Annotated in this window: 19 protein-coding genes; 12 read left to right on the top strand and 7 right to left on the bottom strand. The window is 69.2% G+C overall.

Going from position 1 to position 16190, the window contains the following annotated elements; translation table 11 throughout:
* The 4 genes from KF889_09020 to metK all read left to right on the top strand — a co-directional run bounded on the left by KF889_09020 (position 1) and on the right by metK (position 3472).
* Positions 1-414 (top strand): EVE domain-containing protein, encoded by a 414-nt coding sequence (locus KF889_09020; GenBank protein ID MBX3499573.1) that lies wholly within the window; start codon positions 1-3, stop codon positions 412-414.
* A complete protein-coding gene (locus KF889_09015; protein ID MBX3499572.1) occupies positions 411-1049 on the top strand; it encodes a tetratricopeptide repeat protein in 639 nt (212 codons plus the stop codon). The genes KF889_09020 and KF889_09015 overlap by 4 nt, the downstream gene beginning before the upstream one ends.
* 12 nt (positions 1050-1061) lie before the next feature.
* On the top strand, positions 1062-1997 hold the full coding sequence (locus tag KF889_09010) for a DMT family transporter (protein MBX3499571.1): 936 nt from the start codon (positions 1062-1064) through the stop codon (positions 1995-1997).
* A gap of 188 nt (positions 1998-2185) precedes the next feature.
* Positions 2186-3472: a methionine adenosyltransferase gene (gene metK / locus KF889_09005; protein MBX3499570.1), complete on the top strand. Its 1287-nt coding sequence runs from the start codon at positions 2186-2188 to the stop codon at positions 3470-3472.
* Positions 3473-3536: 64 nt separating this feature from the next.
* On the opposite strand, the gene KF889_09000 is transcribed toward metK, so the two are convergent.
* The 4 genes from KF889_09000 to KF889_08985 all read right to left on the bottom strand — a co-directional run bounded on the left by KF889_09000 (position 3537) and on the right by KF889_08985 (position 7435).
* Entirely contained in the window at positions 3537-3857 is a 321-nt protein-coding gene (locus tag KF889_09000) for a hypothetical protein (GenBank protein MBX3499569.1), read from the bottom strand.
* Positions 3854-4768 carry a J domain-containing protein gene (locus KF889_08995; GenBank protein MBX3499568.1) on the bottom strand — a complete coding sequence of 305 codons (915 nt, stop codon included), beginning with the start codon at positions 4766-4768 and terminating at the stop codon, positions 3854-3856. Before KF889_08995 ends, KF889_09000 begins: the two co-directional genes overlap by 4 nt.
* Before the next feature lie 59 nt (positions 4769-4827).
* Entirely contained in the window at positions 4828-5763 is a 936-nt protein-coding gene (locus KF889_08990; protein MBX3499567.1) for an HlyC/CorC family transporter, read from the bottom strand.
* 124 nt (positions 5764-5887) lie between these two features.
* On the bottom strand, positions 5888-7435 hold the full coding sequence (locus tag KF889_08985; protein ID MBX3499566.1) for an acetolactate synthase large subunit: 1548 nt from the start codon (positions 7433-7435) through the stop codon (positions 5888-5890).
* Positions 7436-7573: 138 nt separating this feature from the next.
* Here KF889_08985 and KF889_08980 point away from each other — a divergent pair, with 138 nt between their 5' ends.
* Positions 7574-8380, top strand: a complete 807-nt coding sequence (locus KF889_08980; GenBank protein ID MBX3499565.1) for a DUF2272 domain-containing protein — start codon at positions 7574-7576, stop codon at positions 8378-8380.
* Positions 8381-8660: 280 nt separating this feature from the next.
* Here the strand turns inward: KF889_08980 and cobT are convergent, their stop codons facing one another.
* A complete protein-coding gene (cobT, locus tag KF889_08975) occupies positions 8661-9689 on the bottom strand; it encodes a nicotinate-nucleotide--dimethylbenzimidazole phosphoribosyltransferase (protein MBX3499564.1) in 1029 nt (342 codons plus the stop codon).
* Positions 9690-9748: 59 nt separating this feature from the next.
* On the opposite strand from cobT, the gene cobS reads away from it, so the two are divergent.
* The 7 genes from cobS to KF889_08940 all read left to right on the top strand — a co-directional run bounded on the left by cobS (position 9749) and on the right by KF889_08940 (position 14565).
* Positions 9749-10558, top strand: a complete 810-nt coding sequence (cobS, locus tag KF889_08970; GenBank protein ID MBX3499563.1) for an adenosylcobinamide-GDP ribazoletransferase — start codon at positions 9749-9751, stop codon at positions 10556-10558.
* 4 nt (positions 10559-10562) lie between these two features.
* Positions 10563-11216 carry a histidine phosphatase family protein gene (locus KF889_08965; protein MBX3499562.1) on the top strand — a complete coding sequence of 218 codons (654 nt, stop codon included), beginning with the start codon at positions 10563-10565 and terminating at the stop codon, positions 11214-11216.
* A gap of 2 nt (positions 11217-11218) precedes the next feature.
* Positions 11219-11725, top strand: coding sequence for a bifunctional adenosylcobinamide kinase/adenosylcobinamide-phosphate guanylyltransferase (gene cobU / locus KF889_08960; protein MBX3499561.1), 507 nt, complete (start codon positions 11219-11221; stop codon positions 11723-11725).
* A gap of 195 nt (positions 11726-11920) precedes the next feature.
* Entirely contained in the window at positions 11921-12811 is an 891-nt protein-coding gene (locus tag KF889_08955) for a DMT family transporter (GenBank protein ID MBX3499560.1), read from the top strand.
* A gap of 15 nt (positions 12812-12826) precedes the next feature.
* Positions 12827-13297, top strand: a complete 471-nt coding sequence (locus KF889_08950) for a hypothetical protein (GenBank protein MBX3499559.1) — start codon at positions 12827-12829, stop codon at positions 13295-13297.
* Between the two features lie 131 nt (positions 13298-13428).
* Positions 13429-14124: a lipid-binding SYLF domain-containing protein gene (locus tag KF889_08945; protein MBX3499558.1), complete on the top strand. Its 696-nt coding sequence runs from the start codon at positions 13429-13431 to the stop codon at positions 14122-14124.
* An 87-nt stretch (positions 14125-14211) separates the two neighbouring features.
* Positions 14212-14565, top strand: coding sequence for a cupin domain-containing protein (locus tag KF889_08940; protein MBX3499557.1), 354 nt, complete (start codon positions 14212-14214; stop codon positions 14563-14565).
* 2 nt (positions 14566-14567) lie between these two features.
* Here the strand turns inward: KF889_08940 and KF889_08935 are convergent, their stop codons facing one another.
* Both KF889_08935 and gshB read right to left on the bottom strand, forming a co-directional pair.
* Complete coding sequence (locus KF889_08935) at positions 14568-15140, bottom strand: ankyrin repeat domain-containing protein (protein ID MBX3499556.1); 573 nt, start codon at positions 15138-15140, stop codon at positions 14568-14570.
* 86 nt (positions 15141-15226) lie between these two features.
* Entirely contained in the window at positions 15227-16174 is a 948-nt protein-coding gene (gene gshB / locus KF889_08930) for a glutathione synthase (GenBank protein MBX3499555.1), read from the bottom strand.
* Positions 16175-16190 lie beyond the last annotated feature (16 nt).

Below are 16190 nucleotides of genomic sequence, written 5' to 3'. Positions count from 1 at the left end.
ATGGCCCATTGGCTGGTGAAGTCCGAACCGTCGACCTATGGCTGGGACCAGATGGTCAAGGACAAGCGTACCTTCTGGAGCGGCGTTCGCAATCATCAGGCCGCAGCCAACATGAAGGCGATGAAGAAGGGCGACCTCGCCTTCTTCTATCACTCTGGTGACGGCAAGGAGATCGTCGGTATCGTGCGCGTGGCGAAGGAGTACTATCCCGACCACACCGACGAGACCGGCAAGTTCGGCATGGTCGATCTCGAGGCGGTGAAACCGCTGAAGACGCCGGTAACGCTGAAGGCGATCAAGCAAGACGCCAAGCTCAAGGATTTCGGCCTCGTGCGCCAGGGCCGGCTGTCGGTGGTCGCGGTCAGCGACCCGCACTGGGCGCTGTTGATGAAGATGGCGGGAGAGAAGGCATGAGCAGCACCGAGCAGCAGGAGCCTTCACCCGAGGAGGTGCTGGCTGCAGTCACGCACCAGGTCGAGCAGGACCGCGGCCGAGCTGCCGGCGATCCCAAGGCGCGGCCCGACCTCGCCGCCTCGCTCAACGCGCTCGCCACCATGCTCAACGCGGTGGGTCAGGTGCACGAGGCGGTGAAGCCGGCCGAGGAAGCCGTCGAGTTGCGCCGCGCGCTGGCCGGGGAGACACCCGATCTGACGCCCGATCTCGCACTGGCGCTCAACACCTTGGCGACCATGCTGGGCGCGGCCGAGCGCTTCGACGAGGCGCTGATGGCGGCGCAGGAGGGCACCATCGTCTATCGCGGGCTGGCCCGCGCCACGCCCGAGCAGTTCATTCCCGATCTGGCGCTGTCGCTGGGCGCCGAGGGCCGGCTGCTCGCCGGCCAGCAGCGCATGCGCGACGCCTGCACCGCGGCAGGAGAGGGCGTGGCCAAGCTCAAGCCGTTCTTCGAGCACGCGCCGGAGCCCTTCGCGCCGCTGATGCGCATGCTGTGCGCCGACTACGTGCGCTACGCCCAGGGCAGCCGGCAGCAGCCCGACGCTGCGCTGCTCGATCCGATCGTCGAGGTCTTCAAGAAGCTGCCGCCGGCGTAAGAGTATCGCGTCATGTCCGCAATGACGGGCGATGCCGCCGGCGTTCTGGCGGCCAACCGGCGCGGCATTGCGCTCATGTCGGCGGCGATGTCGGTGTTCATCGTCAACGACACGCTGATCAAGATCGCCAGTGAGAGCATGCCGGCGAGCCAGGTGGTTGGCGTGCGCGGCATGATGGCATCGCTGTGGATCGGCGCGGTGCTGCTGGCCAGCACGCCGCTGCGCGAGCTGCGCTGGCTCGGCGAGCCCAGCCTGCTGGGCCGCTGCGCGCTCGATATCGCCGGCACCTTCTCCTATCTGCTGGCGCTGTTCGCCCTGCCCATCGCCACCGCCACGGCGATCAACATGGCGACGCCGATCTTCATCACCGTGATGGCCGTGCTGTGGCTCAGCGAAGCCGTTGGCTGGCGGCGATGGAGCGCGGTGGCGGTGGGCTTCGTCGGCGTGCTGCTGATCGTGCGGCCCTCGCCCGAAGGGCTGAACTGGTGGGCGCTGCTGGCCTTCGGCGCCACCGGCCTGCACGCCTTCCGCGACATCTACACCAGGCGCATCGGCGCGGAGGTGCCCTCCGTGGTCATCACCTTCGCCAACGCGCTGTCGGTCGGCCTGTTCGGCTGCGCCATGGCAGCGATCGACGACTGGCGGCCGATGGGCTGGCGTGAATGGGCCCTGCTCGGCAGCGCCTCGCTGTTCCTGGCCATCGGCTATCACTGGGTGGTGCTGGCGATGCGCGCCGGAGAAGCCTCAGTGATCGGCGCCTTCCGCTACAGCGGCTTGGTCTGGGCAGTAATCATCGGCTGGGCGGTCTGGAACCACATACCCGACGGCCTGACCTGGGCCGGCATGACCCTGCTGGTCGGCGCCGGCCTCTACATCGTGCATCGCGAACGCGTACGCGCCCGTGAGGCCGCGACCGTAAGTCCCCGAAATCAGCCCGGAAGCGCTTGATTTCCGGCCCTCTCTCCGTCTTTCTATGGCCCGTCGACCGCCTGTCGGAAGGGCCGGCCGGCCGTGGATGGATTTCGGGCCCCTTGCCACCACGAAAAAAATGGCTAAGCGGTCGACGGCGCGCCCCGTGTCCCCCACGGGTCCGGCTCGATCCCGGTCCAGAACGAAGAAGCAAGGAGAGCCCTGCCGTGGCGCTTCAGGACTACATTTTCACCAGCGAATCCGTCTCCGAGGGACATCCCGACAAGGTCTGCGACCAGATCTCCGACGCCATCCTCGATGCCTTCATCGCCAACGACGTGAAGCTCGGCATCGCCGACGACAGCCACGCCAATACCCGCCTGGGCTGCGAGACGCTCGCCACCACCAACAAGATCGTCATTGCCGGCGAGGGCCGCGCGCAGGCGCCGTTCATGCGCAAGTACGGCGGCCACACCGTGGTCAACCGCGAGGCGCTGAGCGAGATCGCCCGCGGCGTGGTGCGCGACATCGGCTACGACCAGGACGGCTTCTCCTTCCACGGCGCCGATGTCGAGGTGTTGCTGCACGGCCAGTCGCCCGACATCGCCATGGGCGTCGACGCCAAGAAGAAGGGCGGCAATCTCGGCGAGCAGGAAGGCGCGGGTGACCAGGGCCTGATGTTCGGCTTCGCCTGCCGCGACAGCGAGGCCTACGAGAAGGGCTCGTTCATGCCGGCGCCGATCTACTTCTCGCACAAGATCCTGCAGGTGCTGAGCGAGGCGCGCCGCTCGGGCGAGTTGCCCGACCTGCAGCCCGACGCCAAGAGCCAGGTCACCGTGCGCTACGCCGGCGGCAAGGCGGTGGGCGCGGTGAAGGTCGTGGTCTCGACGCAGCATCGCGAGGCGACGGCCAAGGGCAGGAAGTACAACTCGGGCATGATCAAGGAGATGATCCGGGCGCACGTGACCAAGTCGCTGCCCGATGGCTGGATGCCCAGGAAGGACGCCGATTTCTTCGTCAACCCGACCGGCAACTTCGTCGTCGGCGGCCCCGACGGCGATTGCGGCCTGACCGGTCGCAAGATCATCGTCGACACCTACGGTGGCTATGCGCCGCACGGCGGCGGTGCCTTCTCGGGCAAGGATCCGACCAAGGTCGACCGCTCGGCCGCCTACGCCGCACGCTACCTCGCCAAGAACGTGGTCGCCGCCGGGCTGGCCGATCGCTGCCTGATCCAGGTCGCCTACGCCATCGGCGTCGCCGATCCGATGTCGCTCTATGTCGACACCCAGGGTACCGGCAAGGTCGACGAACGCCGGCTCGAGAAGATCCTCGCCGACATCTTCCCGCTGCGCCCGACCAACATCCGCCGCGGCCTGCAGCTCAACAAGCCGATCTATCAGCGCACGGCCGCCTACGGCCATTTCGGCCGCAAGCCGGAGAAGGACGGCGGCTTCTCGTGGGAGCGCACCGACCTGGTGAAGGAACTGAAGGGCGCCTTCGGCGAGAAGTAGTCGTCCGACGAGCGAGGATCACGAGCAGCGGCGTGGCGACACGCCGCTGCTTTCGTTTGGGTTGTCAGCGCTCGACCAGCGCCGCGGCGATCGCCCGGCGCACCTCTTCGGGCTGGCGCGCGATGGCGTCGGCAAGGCGCGCCAGACGATGACGCAGCGTATGCACCTGGTCGAGCAGCGGCACGACCGCTTCCAGCGCCGAGTCGTCGATCGCCAGATCCTCGCGCAATTCGATCAGAAGCTGCACGCGGGCCACGTCGATGGCGGCGAAGCGCGGCGGATCGTCGTCGCCTTCGGGCCGCAGCAGGCCGACCGCGATCCAGCGCTCGATCCGCGCCGGTGTGAGCGTCCCGTGAAGGCGCAGCAACTCTTCGAGAGTCGTCATGTCAGCGCCTCCAGGTGGCTGCGCGGGTCATGCGCCTTGCCGGCCTGCCAGTCCTCGAGAAATGCCTTGAGCTTCTCGTCCGCCTGCTCCGGCAGCGTCACCTGCAGCGTGACGAGCTGATCGCCGCGTTTGCCGGTGCGGCGGTCGAGCAGGCCGCGGCCGCGCAGTCGCATCACCTTGCCGCTGTTGGAGCCGGGCGTGACCTTCAGCATCACCGGCCCGCCGATGGTGGGCGTGCGAACCGAGCCGCCCAGCACGGCCTCGCCCAAGGTGATCGGCAGGTCGACGCGGATATCGCGGCCGTCGCGCTTGAAGACCGCATGCGGCTGCACGTCGAGCTCGACGATGGCGTCGCCGGCCGGCGCGCCTTCCACCCCGGGCATGCCCTGGCCCTTCAGCAGCAGGGTCTCGCCGTCCTCGGCGCCTTCGGGAATCGTCACCTCCAGCAGGCGACCGTCGGGCAGCTGGATGGCCTGCCTGCCGCCGCGCGCGGCGATCAGGAAGGGGATCGACAACGTGAAGGCGACGGTGCCGCCGCGGCCGCCCATGCCGGGACGGAAGCCGCCGCGCCCGAACAGGTCGGAGAACATGTCGCCGAAGCCCTGCAGGTCCTCGGGATTGAAGCCCCGATCGTACTTGCGGCCGCCGGCCTGGCCGGCGTGGTCGCGGTAGAAGCCACGCGGCTTCTCCTGCCCGCTGGCGTCGATCTCGCCGGCATCGTAGCGCTTGCGCTGCTCGGCATCCGACAGCAGCGCATGCGCCGCCGAGATCTCCTTGAAGCGCGCCTCCGCATCCTTGTCGCCGGGATGCAGGTCGGGGTGGTTCTGCTTGGCCAGCCGTCGGTACGCCTTGCGGATCTCGTCCGCCGACGCCGTCCTGGCCACGCCCAGCACGGAATACGGGTCCCTCATTGCGACGAATATGTGTTCGAAACACGCCCGTGCCAATGGGCAGTCGAGCGCAAGGCTGATCAGCCCGATTCGTTGCCGCGGTCCATGGTCTGCGGGCCATCGGGCGGCGAGCGGCGACGCACGCGCAGGCGGCGGATACGGCGCGGGTCGACGTCGAGGATCTCGAACTCCAACCCGTTGGGGTGGCGCACGATCTCGCCGCGCAGGGGAATACGGCCGGCGAGGCTGAAGATCAGGCCGCCCAGGGTGTCGACCTCGCCGCGCTCCTCCTCGTTCAGCGCCGGCCCCAGTGCCTCCTCGAAGGCCTCGATGGTGGTGCGGCCGGTGGCTTCGAAGACGCCGTCACCCTTGGGCACCGGCTTGTCCATGGTCTGGACGTCGTGTTCGTCCTCGATCTCGCCGACGATCTCCTCGACCAGATCCTCGATGGTGACCAGCCCGTCGGTGCCGCCGAACTCGTCGACCACCAGCGCCATGTGGACGCGCTGGCGGCGCATGTCGAGCAGCAGATCGAGCACCGGCAGGGTGGGTGCCGCGAAGATCACGCGGCGCAGTACGTCGCGGAGGTGGAACTTCCGGCCGGCGTTCCAATACGGCATGACGTCCTTCATGTGGACCATGCCGATCGTGTCGTCGAGCGACTCGCGGTAGACGGGGTAGCGCGAATGCGCCTCACGCTGCATCAGGCGGACGGTGTCCTCCAGCGAGGTGTCGACCGGCACGGCCAGGATGTCGGCGCGCGGCACCATGACATCCGACACCGTCTTGCCGCGCAGGCGCAGGATGTTGGCGAACAGCGTGCGCTCCTCGCCGCCCAGCGCCGGCATGTTGGCCGGCGCGTCGCGCAACTCCGGTGTCTTCTCGATGATCTCCTGGATGGCGTCGCGGATTTCCTCGCCGCGGTCGCGACGACGCAGCCGGCGCCAGACACGGCGCAATCGGCCGCCATCGCCGGCCGCGCCGGGACTTCGATCAGGCGATGATTCGGAGGACATGGCCCCAATATACGAAGAGCCGACCCGCAGCGAAAGACCGGGAAATGGGTCTGCCGGCGTCCTGCCGGCTCATGGAAGTCGTTGAAAACACTGGGAGGAGGCCGACGAGGCGCCGATCCTCCTACTACATCACGACTTCAATCAGGTACGGACCCTTGGTGCTCATGGCGTATTGCAGCTGCTTGTTGAGCGCCTCCAGGTCGTGCGCCTGGGCGCCTTCGACGCCCATGCCCTTGGCCAGCTCGACAAATTTCAGCGTCGGGCGGTCCAGGGTCAGCATGTCGATGGCGCGCGGTCCCGGGTTGGGTGCGCCAACATCGCTTAGCTGGCTGTAGAGGATCTGGTAGGAGCGGTTGGCGAAGATGATGACACAGACGTCGAGGTTGTCGCGCGCCATCGTCCACAGCGCCTGGATCGTGTACATCGCGCTGCCGTCGCCGATCATGCAGACGACCTTGCGATCCGGGCAGGCCACCGCGGCGCCGACCGCGACCGGGGCGCCGAAGCCGATCGAACCGCCCATGTTGTTCAGCCAGTCATGCGGCGGCGCGCCGACGCTGAACGGGAAGAAGCCGCGCCCGGTGGTCACCGATTCGTCGACCACGATAGCGCCCTCGGGCAGCACGGCACCCAGCGCCTGGCCCAGCCCATCCAGGGTGAACTTGCCGCTGGGCTTTTCCGGCCGCTTGGCCTGCGCCACGCCGGCCGGCTGCAGGCCGGTGGCGCCGAGCTCGGCGGCGAGCGCCTCGAGCGCGGCCTCGCAATCGTCCTCAACGGCGCAGAGCCTGGTCAGCGTGCAGCCCTCGGGGGTCAGAATGCTCGGCTTGCCGGGATAGGCGAAGAACGCTGCCGGCTCCTTGGCGCCGACCAGCACCATCTGCTTCATGCCCTTGAGCATGGCCTGCGCCTGCTCGACGACGAAATGCAGGCGGGTGATCTGCACCCGGCCGGCACCGCGCGACAGCCGCGCCGTGCCGCCCGAGCCCTGCACCTTGCAGCCGGTCTTGGCGGCGATCTTGCCAGCCAGCTCCAGACCTTTTGCGCGCAGCGCGCGGCCGCCCAGCAGCAGCATCGCCGGCTCACCCGAGGTCAGCGCCCTGGCGGCCGCCTTCACCGTGTCGGCATCGGGCTTGCGCTGCGCCGGCACCGGCACCGGCTCGGCGACCTCGCCGCCCGGCGTCCAGGCGCAATCGGCCGGCAGGATCAGCGTGGCGATCTGGCCGCAGCCCAGGCGGGCGGCCTGCACCGCGGCGGCGCCGTCCTTGCCCACGGTGCCGGGGTTGGGCGAGGTCTTGACCCAGTGCGAGAACGGCCGGGCGATGCCCTCGATGTCGGCGGTCAGCGGCGTGTCGTACTTGATGTGATGCGTGGCGTGCTCGCCGACGATGTTGACGATGCCGGAGCCGGCCTTCTTGGCGTTGTGCAGGTTGGCGGCCGAGTTGGCCAGCCCCGGTCCGAGATGCAGCAGGGTTGCCGCTGGCTTGTCGGTCATGCGGTAGTAGCCGTCGGCGGCGCCCGAGCAGACGCCCTCGAACAGGCCGAGCACGCAGCGCATGCCCTCGACCCGATCGAGGGCCGCGACATAGTGCATCTCCGAGGTGCCGGGATTGCTGAACGAGACGTTCACGCCGCTCTTCACTAGTGTGCGCACCAGGCTCTCCGCACCGGTCATCTGGTCGTTGCCGTCCATGATCGCTCTCCCTGGGTCGCATCCCGTTGGCGGCGGAGATTAGCGGGCCGCAGCCGGGGTCGTGAAGCGTCCCGCGGCGCAGGGCTTCCTTGCATCGATGGCTTCGTGTCTAGTGGCGGCATGCGTTCTTCGGGCGTGCCTGGCGCGTTTCTGCTGCTACTTGCGCTGGCCGCCTGCGCCGGGCAGCGGCCCGGGCCGCCGCCCGCCTGCGAACCCGCCAAGCAGTACCGGGATCCGAGGACGGCGCTGCCCGGCCGCGACTACGCCAGCAACATCGCGACCCTGCTGTTCGGCGAATGGGACCGTTTCGGCCGCCAGACCTGGCGCTATCGCGCGGGCGATGCCAAGGGCGAGGAGGTGAGATCGGGCCTGAGCGAGACCGATCGGCCGGAATGGGTGCAGGCCTATTGGCGCTCGGTGAGCTGGTCGCTGCCGGTCGAGCAGGTCGCGGCGCGGCCCTGGTCGGCGGTGTTCGTGTCGTGGGTGATGATCCAGGCCGGCGTGCCCACGAAGGCCTTCTGCGGTCACCCGGCCCATGCGGCCTATCTCGAGACGATCTGGAAGCGCCAGCAGCGCGATCCCGACGCACCCTTCGTGCTGCGTCACTATCTCGAAGCGGTGCCGCAGCCCGGCGATCTGGTCTGCGCGGCGCGCCGGCCGTCGGCGCGTGCGCCGGTGTCGGAGATCTCGATCGGCCATTTCCGCCGGCCTGACGGCAACTTCCTCGCCTCGCACTGCGACGTCGTCGTGGGAGTCGATCCGGCGCGCGGCCTGCTGGAGGCGATCGGCGGCAATGTTGCCGATTCGGTGACGCTGAGCATTTTCGACATCGACGCAGCGGGCCGCCTGGTTGCCCCGAGCGATCGCGACGGTGCGCGACCGTGGTTCGCCGTGATCGAGAACCACTACGCCCGCCAGGGCCGATGACCGGGCTGAATGAGCCCTGAGCGCTCCTCGAAGCGGCGGCCGGGGCTGGTCGCAACGGCCGATCAGCCGATACAGGCGACGGTGACGTTGCCGGTCTGGACGGCGATGTCGTTGCCGTCTGTTTCGCGGGCGCCGCTGCCGACGCCTCCCGATGGCTGGCGAAGATCACCACGTGGTTGACGGGATCCTCGCCGGCCGCCTTGACGACGGTCTGAGGCCCAACGCATCGGCTGACTTCGCATCGGTCGGCACCGTTGCCGCCGAAGGGCGTGTCAATAGCTCAGCTTCCATTCCGGCCGCTGACACCGGCCTCACCGAAGGTCGCCATGCCATCGAGACAGGCGCAGGCAGCCTTCAGGAGCGCCACGGCGAGGGCCGCGCCGGAGGCTTCTCCCAGCCGCATGCCGAGATCCAGGAGTGGCCGCTTCGCCAGTCTCCCGCACAGCGCTCCATGCGCCGGTTCGGCGGAACGATGGGCAACGAGGCAATGATCCAGAGCGGCGGGATCGAGGCGGTGCAGCACGGCGGCCGCGGCGGTGCAGGCAAAGCCATCGAGCAGTACGGGGATATGACCCATGCGCGCCGCCAGGATGGCGCCGGCGATGGCGGCGATCTCCTCGCCGCCCAGCGCCGCCAGCACCGCCAGCGGATCGCCCGAGACGGCGCGATGGCGCTCGACGCCCAGCCGCACGGTCTCGATCTTCCGTGCGAGCGCCTCGCCGGCGACGCCGGTGCCCGGCCCGACCCAGTCTTCCGCCGTGCCGCCGAACAGCGCCAGGCAGAGAGCGGCGGCCGAGGTCGTATTGGCGATGCCCATCTCGCCCAGGCACAGCACGTCGATTCCGGTTTCGGCGGCCATCATGCCGTAGGCCATGGCGCGCGCACAGCGCGCCTCGTCCATCGCCGGTCCCTGGGTGAAATCGGCCACGGGGTGGGCGAGATCCATCTCGTAGACCCTGAGGTCACCGTCGATCGCCGCGGTGAGCTGGTTCACCGCCGCGCCGCCGGCCACGAAGTTGCGCACCATCTGCTGGGTGACGCTGGCCGGATAGGCCGACACGCCGCGCGCCGCCACGCCATGGGCGCCGGCGAAGACGCAGACCCGGGGACGCTCGCAGCGTGGCCGCTCGCGGCCCTGCCACGCCGCCAGCCACTCGGCGATCTCCTCCAGCCGGCCAAGCGAGCCGGGCGGCTTGGTGAGGTCGGCCTGGCGCAAGCGTGCCTTGGTTTGCGCCGCGACATCCGGTCCCGGCATTTGCGCGATGACCGCGCGCATCTCGGCGAAGGTTGCGGCCTGAGGGGCGGTCATACGGGGAAGCGGGTGCGGCCGTGTCGGAGGGGCGCGGACTGTCCTACAATCGCCCCGTCATGACCAGCGAAAACCCGCAGCGGCCGGGCAATGTCGAGGAATGGTTCGCGGCGCTTGGCGAGACCGCGACCTTCTTCACGCGCCTGCCGTTCAACTTCAGCGGCGCGCCCCGCTTCCGTCTGGCGCAGCGGCTACCGACCCTGCCGGTACTGGGCCTCGCCATCGGCCTGGCAGCCGGCCTCGATCTGGCGATCGCGCAATGGCTGGGGGCCGGACCGATCCTCGCCGCTTTCGTCGGCTTGCTGACAGCCATCGTGATCACCGGCGCTCTGCACGAGGACGGGCTGGCCGACACCGCCGACGCGCTCGGGCCCGCCGGCGCCTCGATCGAACGGCGGCTGGAGATCCTGCGCGACAGCCGCATCGGCGCGTTCGGCGCGCTGGCGTTGATCTTCTCCGTCGGCGTGCGCGTCGCGGCCCTGGCGCAGCTGGCGGCGCGCGACACCGGCATCGCGCTGCTGGCGCTGGTCGCGGCCCACATGCTGTCGCGCGCGGCGATCGCCTGGCCGATGGGCGCACTCGAGCCGGCGCGCGGGGACGGGCTGGGCGCCGGGGTCGGGCAGCCGACGACCAGCGATGTCGGCATCACGCTGGCGATCGGCGGCGGCATCGCCTTCCTCATGCTGATGGGCGTGTCGCCGATCTCGGCGGTGCTGGCCCCGGCTGTCGTCTTCGCCGTCGCCTGGGGCATGGTGCCGCTGGCGCGCGAACGCTTCGGCGGCTACACCGGCGACGTCCTGGGCGCGACGCAGCAGATGGCGGAGACCGCCGCGCTGGTCGTTGTGGCGATGTGCGTGGGCTGGAGGTAGGCGTATGGCGACGGCGGCGAGCAACAAGGCACCGGTGACACGCTGGTGGTGGGTCCGCCATGCCGTGGTGCCCAACCCGGAAGGCCGCTGCTACGGCCAGAGCGACATGGATTGCGACGTCAGCGACCACGCGCTGTTCCGTCACCAGGCGGCGCTGCTGCCGCGCGGCGCGGTGTGGGTGACCAGTGGCCTGTCGCGCGCGATCAAGACCGCCGACACGCTGCGCGCGCACGGCGCGGACTGGCGCGAGCCGTTGCGCGAGCCGCGCTTCAACGAGCAACATTTCGGCCAGTGGCAGGGCCTGACCTATGCCGACATCGCCGCCAACCATGGCGACAACCATCTCTTCTGGCTCGGCCCGCCGACCAACCGGCCGCCAGGCGGCGAGAGCTTCGTCGACCTGATGCAGCGCGCCGGCTCGGCGATTCTCGAGATCAACGAGACGCACAAGGGTCGCGACATCGTCGCCGTCACCCATGGCGGCACGATCCGCGCCGCGCTGGCGCTGGCAATGGGGCTGGGCGCCGATGCCGCGGTGCGCTTCGAGGCCGAGAACGTCTCGCTGACCCTGATCGAGCATTACGAGCAGGCGGACCCGGATCACGCCTGGCGCATCGTCTTCACCAACCTGCTGCCGCGCGTCGTCGCAGCCGCCTGACGATGGCGGCGCCTGTCACGCTCGTGCTGGGCGGCGCGCGCGCCGGCAAGAGCGGCTATGCGCTCGCGCTGCTGGGCGGCGGCCTTTTCGTCGCCACCGCCGAGGCAGGGGATGCCGAGATGGCCGAGCGCATCGCCGTCCATCGCGCCGAGCGCGGCCAGGCGTGGATGACGATCGAAGAGCCGCTTGATCTCGCGCTGGTGCTGCGCCGGCACGCCGACGAAGCGCGCGCCATTCTCGTTGACTGCCTGACCCTGTGGCTGAGCAACCTGATGCATCGGGACCGCGACATCGATGCGGCCACGGACGAATTGCTGGCCGCGCTCGACGCACGCGCCGGCCAGACCGTGCTCGTTGCCAACGAGGTCGGGCTGGGCATCGTGCCTGACAACCCACTCGCCCGTCGCTTTCGCGACGCGCAGGGCATGCTCAATCGCCGCGTCGCCCAACGCGCCGATCGCGTCGTCTTCATGGCTGCCGGCCTGCCGATGATGCTGAAGGGCGCCTAGGGCGACGCGCGCAGCATCAGATTCCCTCGGTCATCCCCGGGGCCGCGGACGGCCCCGGGGATGAAAGTTGCGTTCGATTGGCCGCACGTGGCTCCAGCAATTCGCCGTCGTCCGCCGGATGGCGGGCGAAACGTGCGGCATGTCTCGTCGCGCTTTCGCCGAGCGGGAGCGACGATGACTTCTTCGCGTCAGACCATGGGAGCGACCGAGTGGCTGCTGCTCGGGACGCTATCGGTACTGTGGGGCGGCTCGTTTCTGTTCGGCAAGATCGCACTCGCCGAGTTGCCGCCTCTGACCATCGTGCTGGCGCGCGTCGGACTCGCGGGCGCCGCCCTGTGGCTCGCCGTCGTCGTCACGCGCCTGCAGGTGCCGCGGGAGCGCGCCGTGTGGCTGGCGTTCTTCGCCATGGGGCTGATCAACAACTTGATTCCCTTCAGCCTGATCATGTGGGGCCAGGTGCGTATCGGCAGCGGCCTTGCGTCGATCCTCAACGCCACGACGCCGCTGTGGACGGTGCTGGTGGCGCATGTGTTCACCGCCGACGAGAAGTTGGATGCGCGCAAGCTCGCGGGCGCGCTGACCGGCGTCGCCGGCGTCGCGGTGATGATCGGGCCGATGGCGCTCGCCGGGCTGGGTGGTGATGTCGCCGCCCAGCTCGCGGTGATCGCCGCGACACTGTCCTATGCCTTCGCGGGTCTCTATGGCCGGCGCTTCGCCCGCCAGGGCGTGAAGCCGTTGGTGGTGGCCGCCGGTCAGGTCGGCGCCACCACGGTCATGCTGCTGCCCGTCGCCCTGCTGGTTGATGCGCCCTGGAACCTGGCAATGCCCGGCCCGCGCACCGTCGCAGCGCTCTGCGGCCTGGCGCTGCTCAGCACGGCGCTGGGCTACGTGCTCTACTTCCGCATTCTGGCGACGGCAGGCGCCACCAATGTGCTGCTGGTGACTTTCCTGATCCCGGTCAGCGGCGTGCTGATGGGCGTGCTGGTGCTCGACGAGACGATCGAGCCGCGCCAGCTCGCCGGCATGGCGCTGATCGGTCTGGGGCTTGCGGCGATCGATGGACGTCTGCTGCGTCGCGCCAGTTAGCTATACTGGCCGCCGATGCGCGTCGACGCCGGCGAAACGTCCGTTGTCCTGACCGAGCGCCCGATCGTGGAGCGCTTCTTCAACGCGTTCCTGGCGGTGGCCGGAGGCTTCACCGCCTGGCTCTGCCTGCGCTTCTACGAGCCCGGCGGCGATTGGGGTGATCTCGCCCTGGCCCTCTTCGCGCCGTTTCTCCTGGTCGTTTCGGCCGCCGGCCTGTGGCGCGTGCTGACCCTTTGGACCACGACCTGTCGCGTCGACGGCGTGCGCCGTGTCGTCGAGCTCGCCCGGCACGCGCCATTCGCTCGACGCGACGCGCGCTGGAGCTTCGATGACATCGGCGAGCTGCGCGCCGGTGCCGACACTGCGTGGCGGGCCACCCTGGTCCTGCGCGACGGCCGTCGCGTCGCTCTCCAACCCCGGGGCGGTGATCCGGAAAGTGTCGAGCGATTCGTGTCGCAGGCGCGGCGGATCATGACGGCTGCGTGAATCGCGCCGGCGGCCGTCACAATTCCGCCGTGCGCCCTAGCCATGCTCCCGGCCGACATTGGTGGTATTGTGAAGTTGCCACGCCCCACGGCGTTCCCCGCGCCGGCGTGGCCAAACCAAGGAGCGCGACCATGACGATCCGCACCAATCTTGTGACGCGCCGCGGCGCGATCGCCGGTGGCACCGCCCTGCTGGGCATCGGCGCCAGCGCCCCGGCGCTGGCCGACGCCAAGCGCCAGGCGCTGGTCAACGATTCGCTGCGCACGGCGCAGAAGATCATCGAGGGCAAGGAAACACCCGATGCGCGCAAGCACATGCCGCAGGCACGTGCTGTGATGATCATGCCGGCCTTCGCGCAGGCCGCCTTCATCATCGGCGGCGCCGGCGGTCGCGCCGTGATGCTGGCGCGCAGCGGCCGCTCCGACTGGTCGTCTCCGGCGTTCTATTCCCTGGGATCGGGCAGCATCGGCCTGCAGATCGGCGGCCGTGTGCAGGAGATCGTGCTGATCATCCTGACCGACAAGGGCCTGAACGCCCTGATGAACGACAAGTTCAAGTTCGGCGCCGAGGCCGGGCTGACCTTCGCCCGCGAAGGCGCTGGCGTCGCCGGCGCCACGACCACGGCGGTCGGCGCCGATATTGTGTCGTTCTCGACCGCCGCGGGCCTGTTCGCCGGTGGCGCGCTGGAAGGCTCGTACATCGAGCCCGACAATGACTGGAACGCGCTGTACTACGGCCAGGGCGCCTCGCCGCGCGCCATCCTGCTGGATCGGCGTTACACAAACCCCGGCGCCAATGCGCTGCGCCAGTATCTGGCCCGGGTCTGATAGCCGACCGGCTCATCCGACCGCCCGCGCGGTGTTGCCCCCGACGCCTGGCGCGGGAGAGTGGGGTCACAGTCCGAGGGCATGTCGATGACCGTGATAAAGACCCCTTATGGTCCTCTCGTCGTCGAGCCGGTCGACGAGGGTTGGGGCTCGATTGAATGGCTGATAGGCGAGCGCGTGCATCCCGGCGTGCGCCACAGCGTAGCGCGCATCCTGGTGCGGCCGGGCGCCGAGTCGCCGCGCGAGCGGCATGCCCAGGCGACCGAGACGGCAATATTGCTTTCAGGCGAGATCACCTGTGTCATCGACGGCAGGCCGGTTGAGCTGTGGCCGGGCGATGTGGCGCTGATCCCGGCCGGCGCGCACCACTACCTGCGAAACGAATCGCGCGAGCCGGCCACCGTGCTGCTGAGCTTCTCGGCCGGCGCTGCTGCCGGGTAGCGTCACTCCCTGCCACCGGCGGCGCGCAGCAGCGAGGCGATGGCGTGGCGGTTGTTGCGCACCGCGTACGCCAGGGCCGTGCGGCCTGTGAAATCGGCGATGTTCGGATCCGCCTTGTGCGCCAGCAACGCACGCACGATCTCGGCCGAGCCGCGCCGCGCGGCGGCGATCAGCGCCGTGACGCCCTGGCGGTCCTGCAGGTTGACGCGCGGTTTGCGGGCCAGCAGCAGCTGGGCGGCGTCGATGTCGTCACGCTCGGCCGCCCACATCAAGGCGGTACGCTGATCGGCGTCGACGATGTCGACCACGGCGCCGGCCTTCAGCAGCAAGTCGACGATCGCGAGATGGCCCCTGGACACCGCGGTGACCAGCAGCGGCGTGCGCCGCTCGTCCGCCTGGTTGGGGTTCTCGCCCTTGAGCAGGTCGCGCCGCACCGCCTCGACCTCGCCGCGCGCGACATTGTGGATGATCTGCTTGTCGAACAGGCCTTGGGCTCGTGCGGTCGCGATCAGTCCCAGCCCACCGATCACCGCGCCCAACAGGCCCCGCCGGGCGGTCCCATTCTTCCTTCTCATGCCCACACCCCCCCCGGGCGTCTTGTAGGGCGCCTCGGCGGTGTCAGTTTGCCCCGGATCGCGGCGAGATCAAGGCGCCCGTGGCCTCAGCCGCCGCGCCGCCTTGCCTCGACCGCGTCCCAGATCCTCGCCTCCAGGCAGACCCCGTCGAAGCGGTTGATCTGCTGCAGGCCGGTCGGCGAGGTGACGTTGATCTCGGTCAGGAAGTCGCCGATCACGTCGATGCCGACGAACACCATGCCGCGCTCGCGCAGGGCGGGGCCGATTGTCTCGCAGATCTGTCGGTCGCGCGCCGACATGGTCGACTTGGTGGCGGTGCCGCCGACATGCATGTTGGATCGCGCCTCGCCTTCGGCCGGCACGCGGTTGATCACGCCCACCGCCTCGCCGTCGATCAGGATGATGCGCTTGTCGCCCTTGCGCACTTCCGGCACGTAGCGCTGCGCGATGATCGGCTCGCGCGACATCCTTGTGAACATCTCGAGCAGCGAGGCGAGGTTCTCGTCGTCCGGCCGGACGCGGAACACGCCGGCGCCGCCGTTGCCGTAGAGCGGCTTGATGATGATGTCCTTGTGCACGTCGCGGAAGCCGCGGATCTGCGCCATGTCGCTGGAGATCAGCGTCGGCGGCATAACGCCTTCGAACGTCGTGACGAAGAGCTTCTCCGGTGCGTTGCGCACCTCGCGCGGATCGTTGACCACCAGGGTCGCGGGATGGATGCGCTCCAGCAGATGCGTGGTGGTGATATAGGCCATGTCGAAGGGCGGATCCTGGCGCAGCCAGACGACGTCGAAGGTCGCGAGATCGACGATCTCGTGTGGTCCCAGCGTGTGGTGATTGCCCTTCTCGCGGCGCACCGACATGGCCTGCGCACGCGCCTTGACCTTGCCGTCGAGGAAGAACAGGTCGGCCGGCGTGTAGTGATAGACGGCGTGGCCGCGTTTCTGCGCTTCCAGCGCCAGCACGAAAGTCGAATCGCCGTCGATGTCGACGCTCGACACGTGGTCCATCTGGAACGCGACACGCAGAGCCATTGCGCTTCCCCCTCAT

The organism is Alphaproteobacteria bacterium (assembly GCA_019635875.1).
Taxonomy (GTDB): Bacteria; Pseudomonadota; Alphaproteobacteria; order Reyranellales; family Reyranellaceae; genus JAFAZJ01.
The sequence above is the reverse complement of the archived record's forward strand: the minus strand, read 5'-3'. Positions and strand labels throughout refer to the sequence as shown.

Bases quoted from the DNA above. Each gene is read 5' to 3' on its own strand.
- KF889_09020 (MBX3499573.1), top strand. From the start codon at position 1: ATGGCCCATTGGCTGGTGAAGTCCGAACCGTCGACCTATGGCTGGGAC.
- KF889_09015 (MBX3499572.1), top strand. From the start codon at position 411: ATGAGCAGCACCGAGCAGCAGGAGCCTTCACCCGAGGAGGTGCTGGCT.
- KF889_09010 (MBX3499571.1), top strand. From the start codon at position 1,062: ATGTCCGCAATGACGGGCGATGCCGCCGGCGTTCTGGCGGCCAACCGG.
- KF889_09000 (MBX3499569.1), bottom strand. From the start codon at position 3,857: ATGACGACTCTCGAAGAGTTGCTGCGCCTTCACGGGACGCTCACACCG.
- KF889_08995 (MBX3499568.1), bottom strand. From the start codon at position 4,768: ATGAGGGACCCGTATTCCGTGCTGGGCGTGGCCAGGACGGCGTCGGCG.
- KF889_08990 (MBX3499567.1), bottom strand. From the start codon at position 5,763: ATGTCCTCCGAATCATCGCCTGATCGAAGTCCCGGCGCGGCCGGCGAT.
- KF889_08985 (MBX3499566.1), bottom strand. From the start codon at position 7,435: ATGACCGGTGCGGAGAGCCTGGTGCGCACACTAGTGAAGAGCGGCGTG.
- KF889_08980 (MBX3499565.1), top strand. From the start codon at position 7,574: ATGCGTTCTTCGGGCGTGCCTGGCGCGTTTCTGCTGCTACTTGCGCTG.
- cobT (MBX3499564.1), bottom strand. From the start codon at position 9,689: ATGACCGCCCCTCAGGCCGCAACCTTCGCCGAGATGCGCGCGGTCATC.
- cobS (MBX3499563.1), top strand. From the start codon at position 9,749: ATGACCAGCGAAAACCCGCAGCGGCCGGGCAATGTCGAGGAATGGTTC.
- KF889_08965 (MBX3499562.1), top strand. From the start codon at position 10,563: ATGGCGACGGCGGCGAGCAACAAGGCACCGGTGACACGCTGGTGGTGG.
- cobU (MBX3499561.1), top strand. From the start codon at position 11,219: ATGGCGGCGCCTGTCACGCTCGTGCTGGGCGGCGCGCGCGCCGGCAAG.
- KF889_08955 (MBX3499560.1), top strand. From the start codon at position 11,921: ATGGGAGCGACCGAGTGGCTGCTGCTCGGGACGCTATCGGTACTGTGG.
- KF889_08950 (MBX3499559.1), top strand. From the start codon at position 12,827: ATGCGCGTCGACGCCGGCGAAACGTCCGTTGTCCTGACCGAGCGCCCG.
- KF889_08945 (MBX3499558.1), top strand. From the start codon at position 13,429: ATGACGATCCGCACCAATCTTGTGACGCGCCGCGGCGCGATCGCCGGT.
- KF889_08940 (MBX3499557.1), top strand. From the start codon at position 14,212: ATGACCGTGATAAAGACCCCTTATGGTCCTCTCGTCGTCGAGCCGGTC.
- KF889_08935 (MBX3499556.1), bottom strand. From the start codon at position 15,140: ATGAGAAGGAAGAATGGGACCGCCCGGCGGGGCCTGTTGGGCGCGGTG.
- gshB (MBX3499555.1), bottom strand. From the start codon at position 16,174: ATGGCTCTGCGTGTCGCGTTCCAGATGGACCACGTGTCGAGCGTCGAC.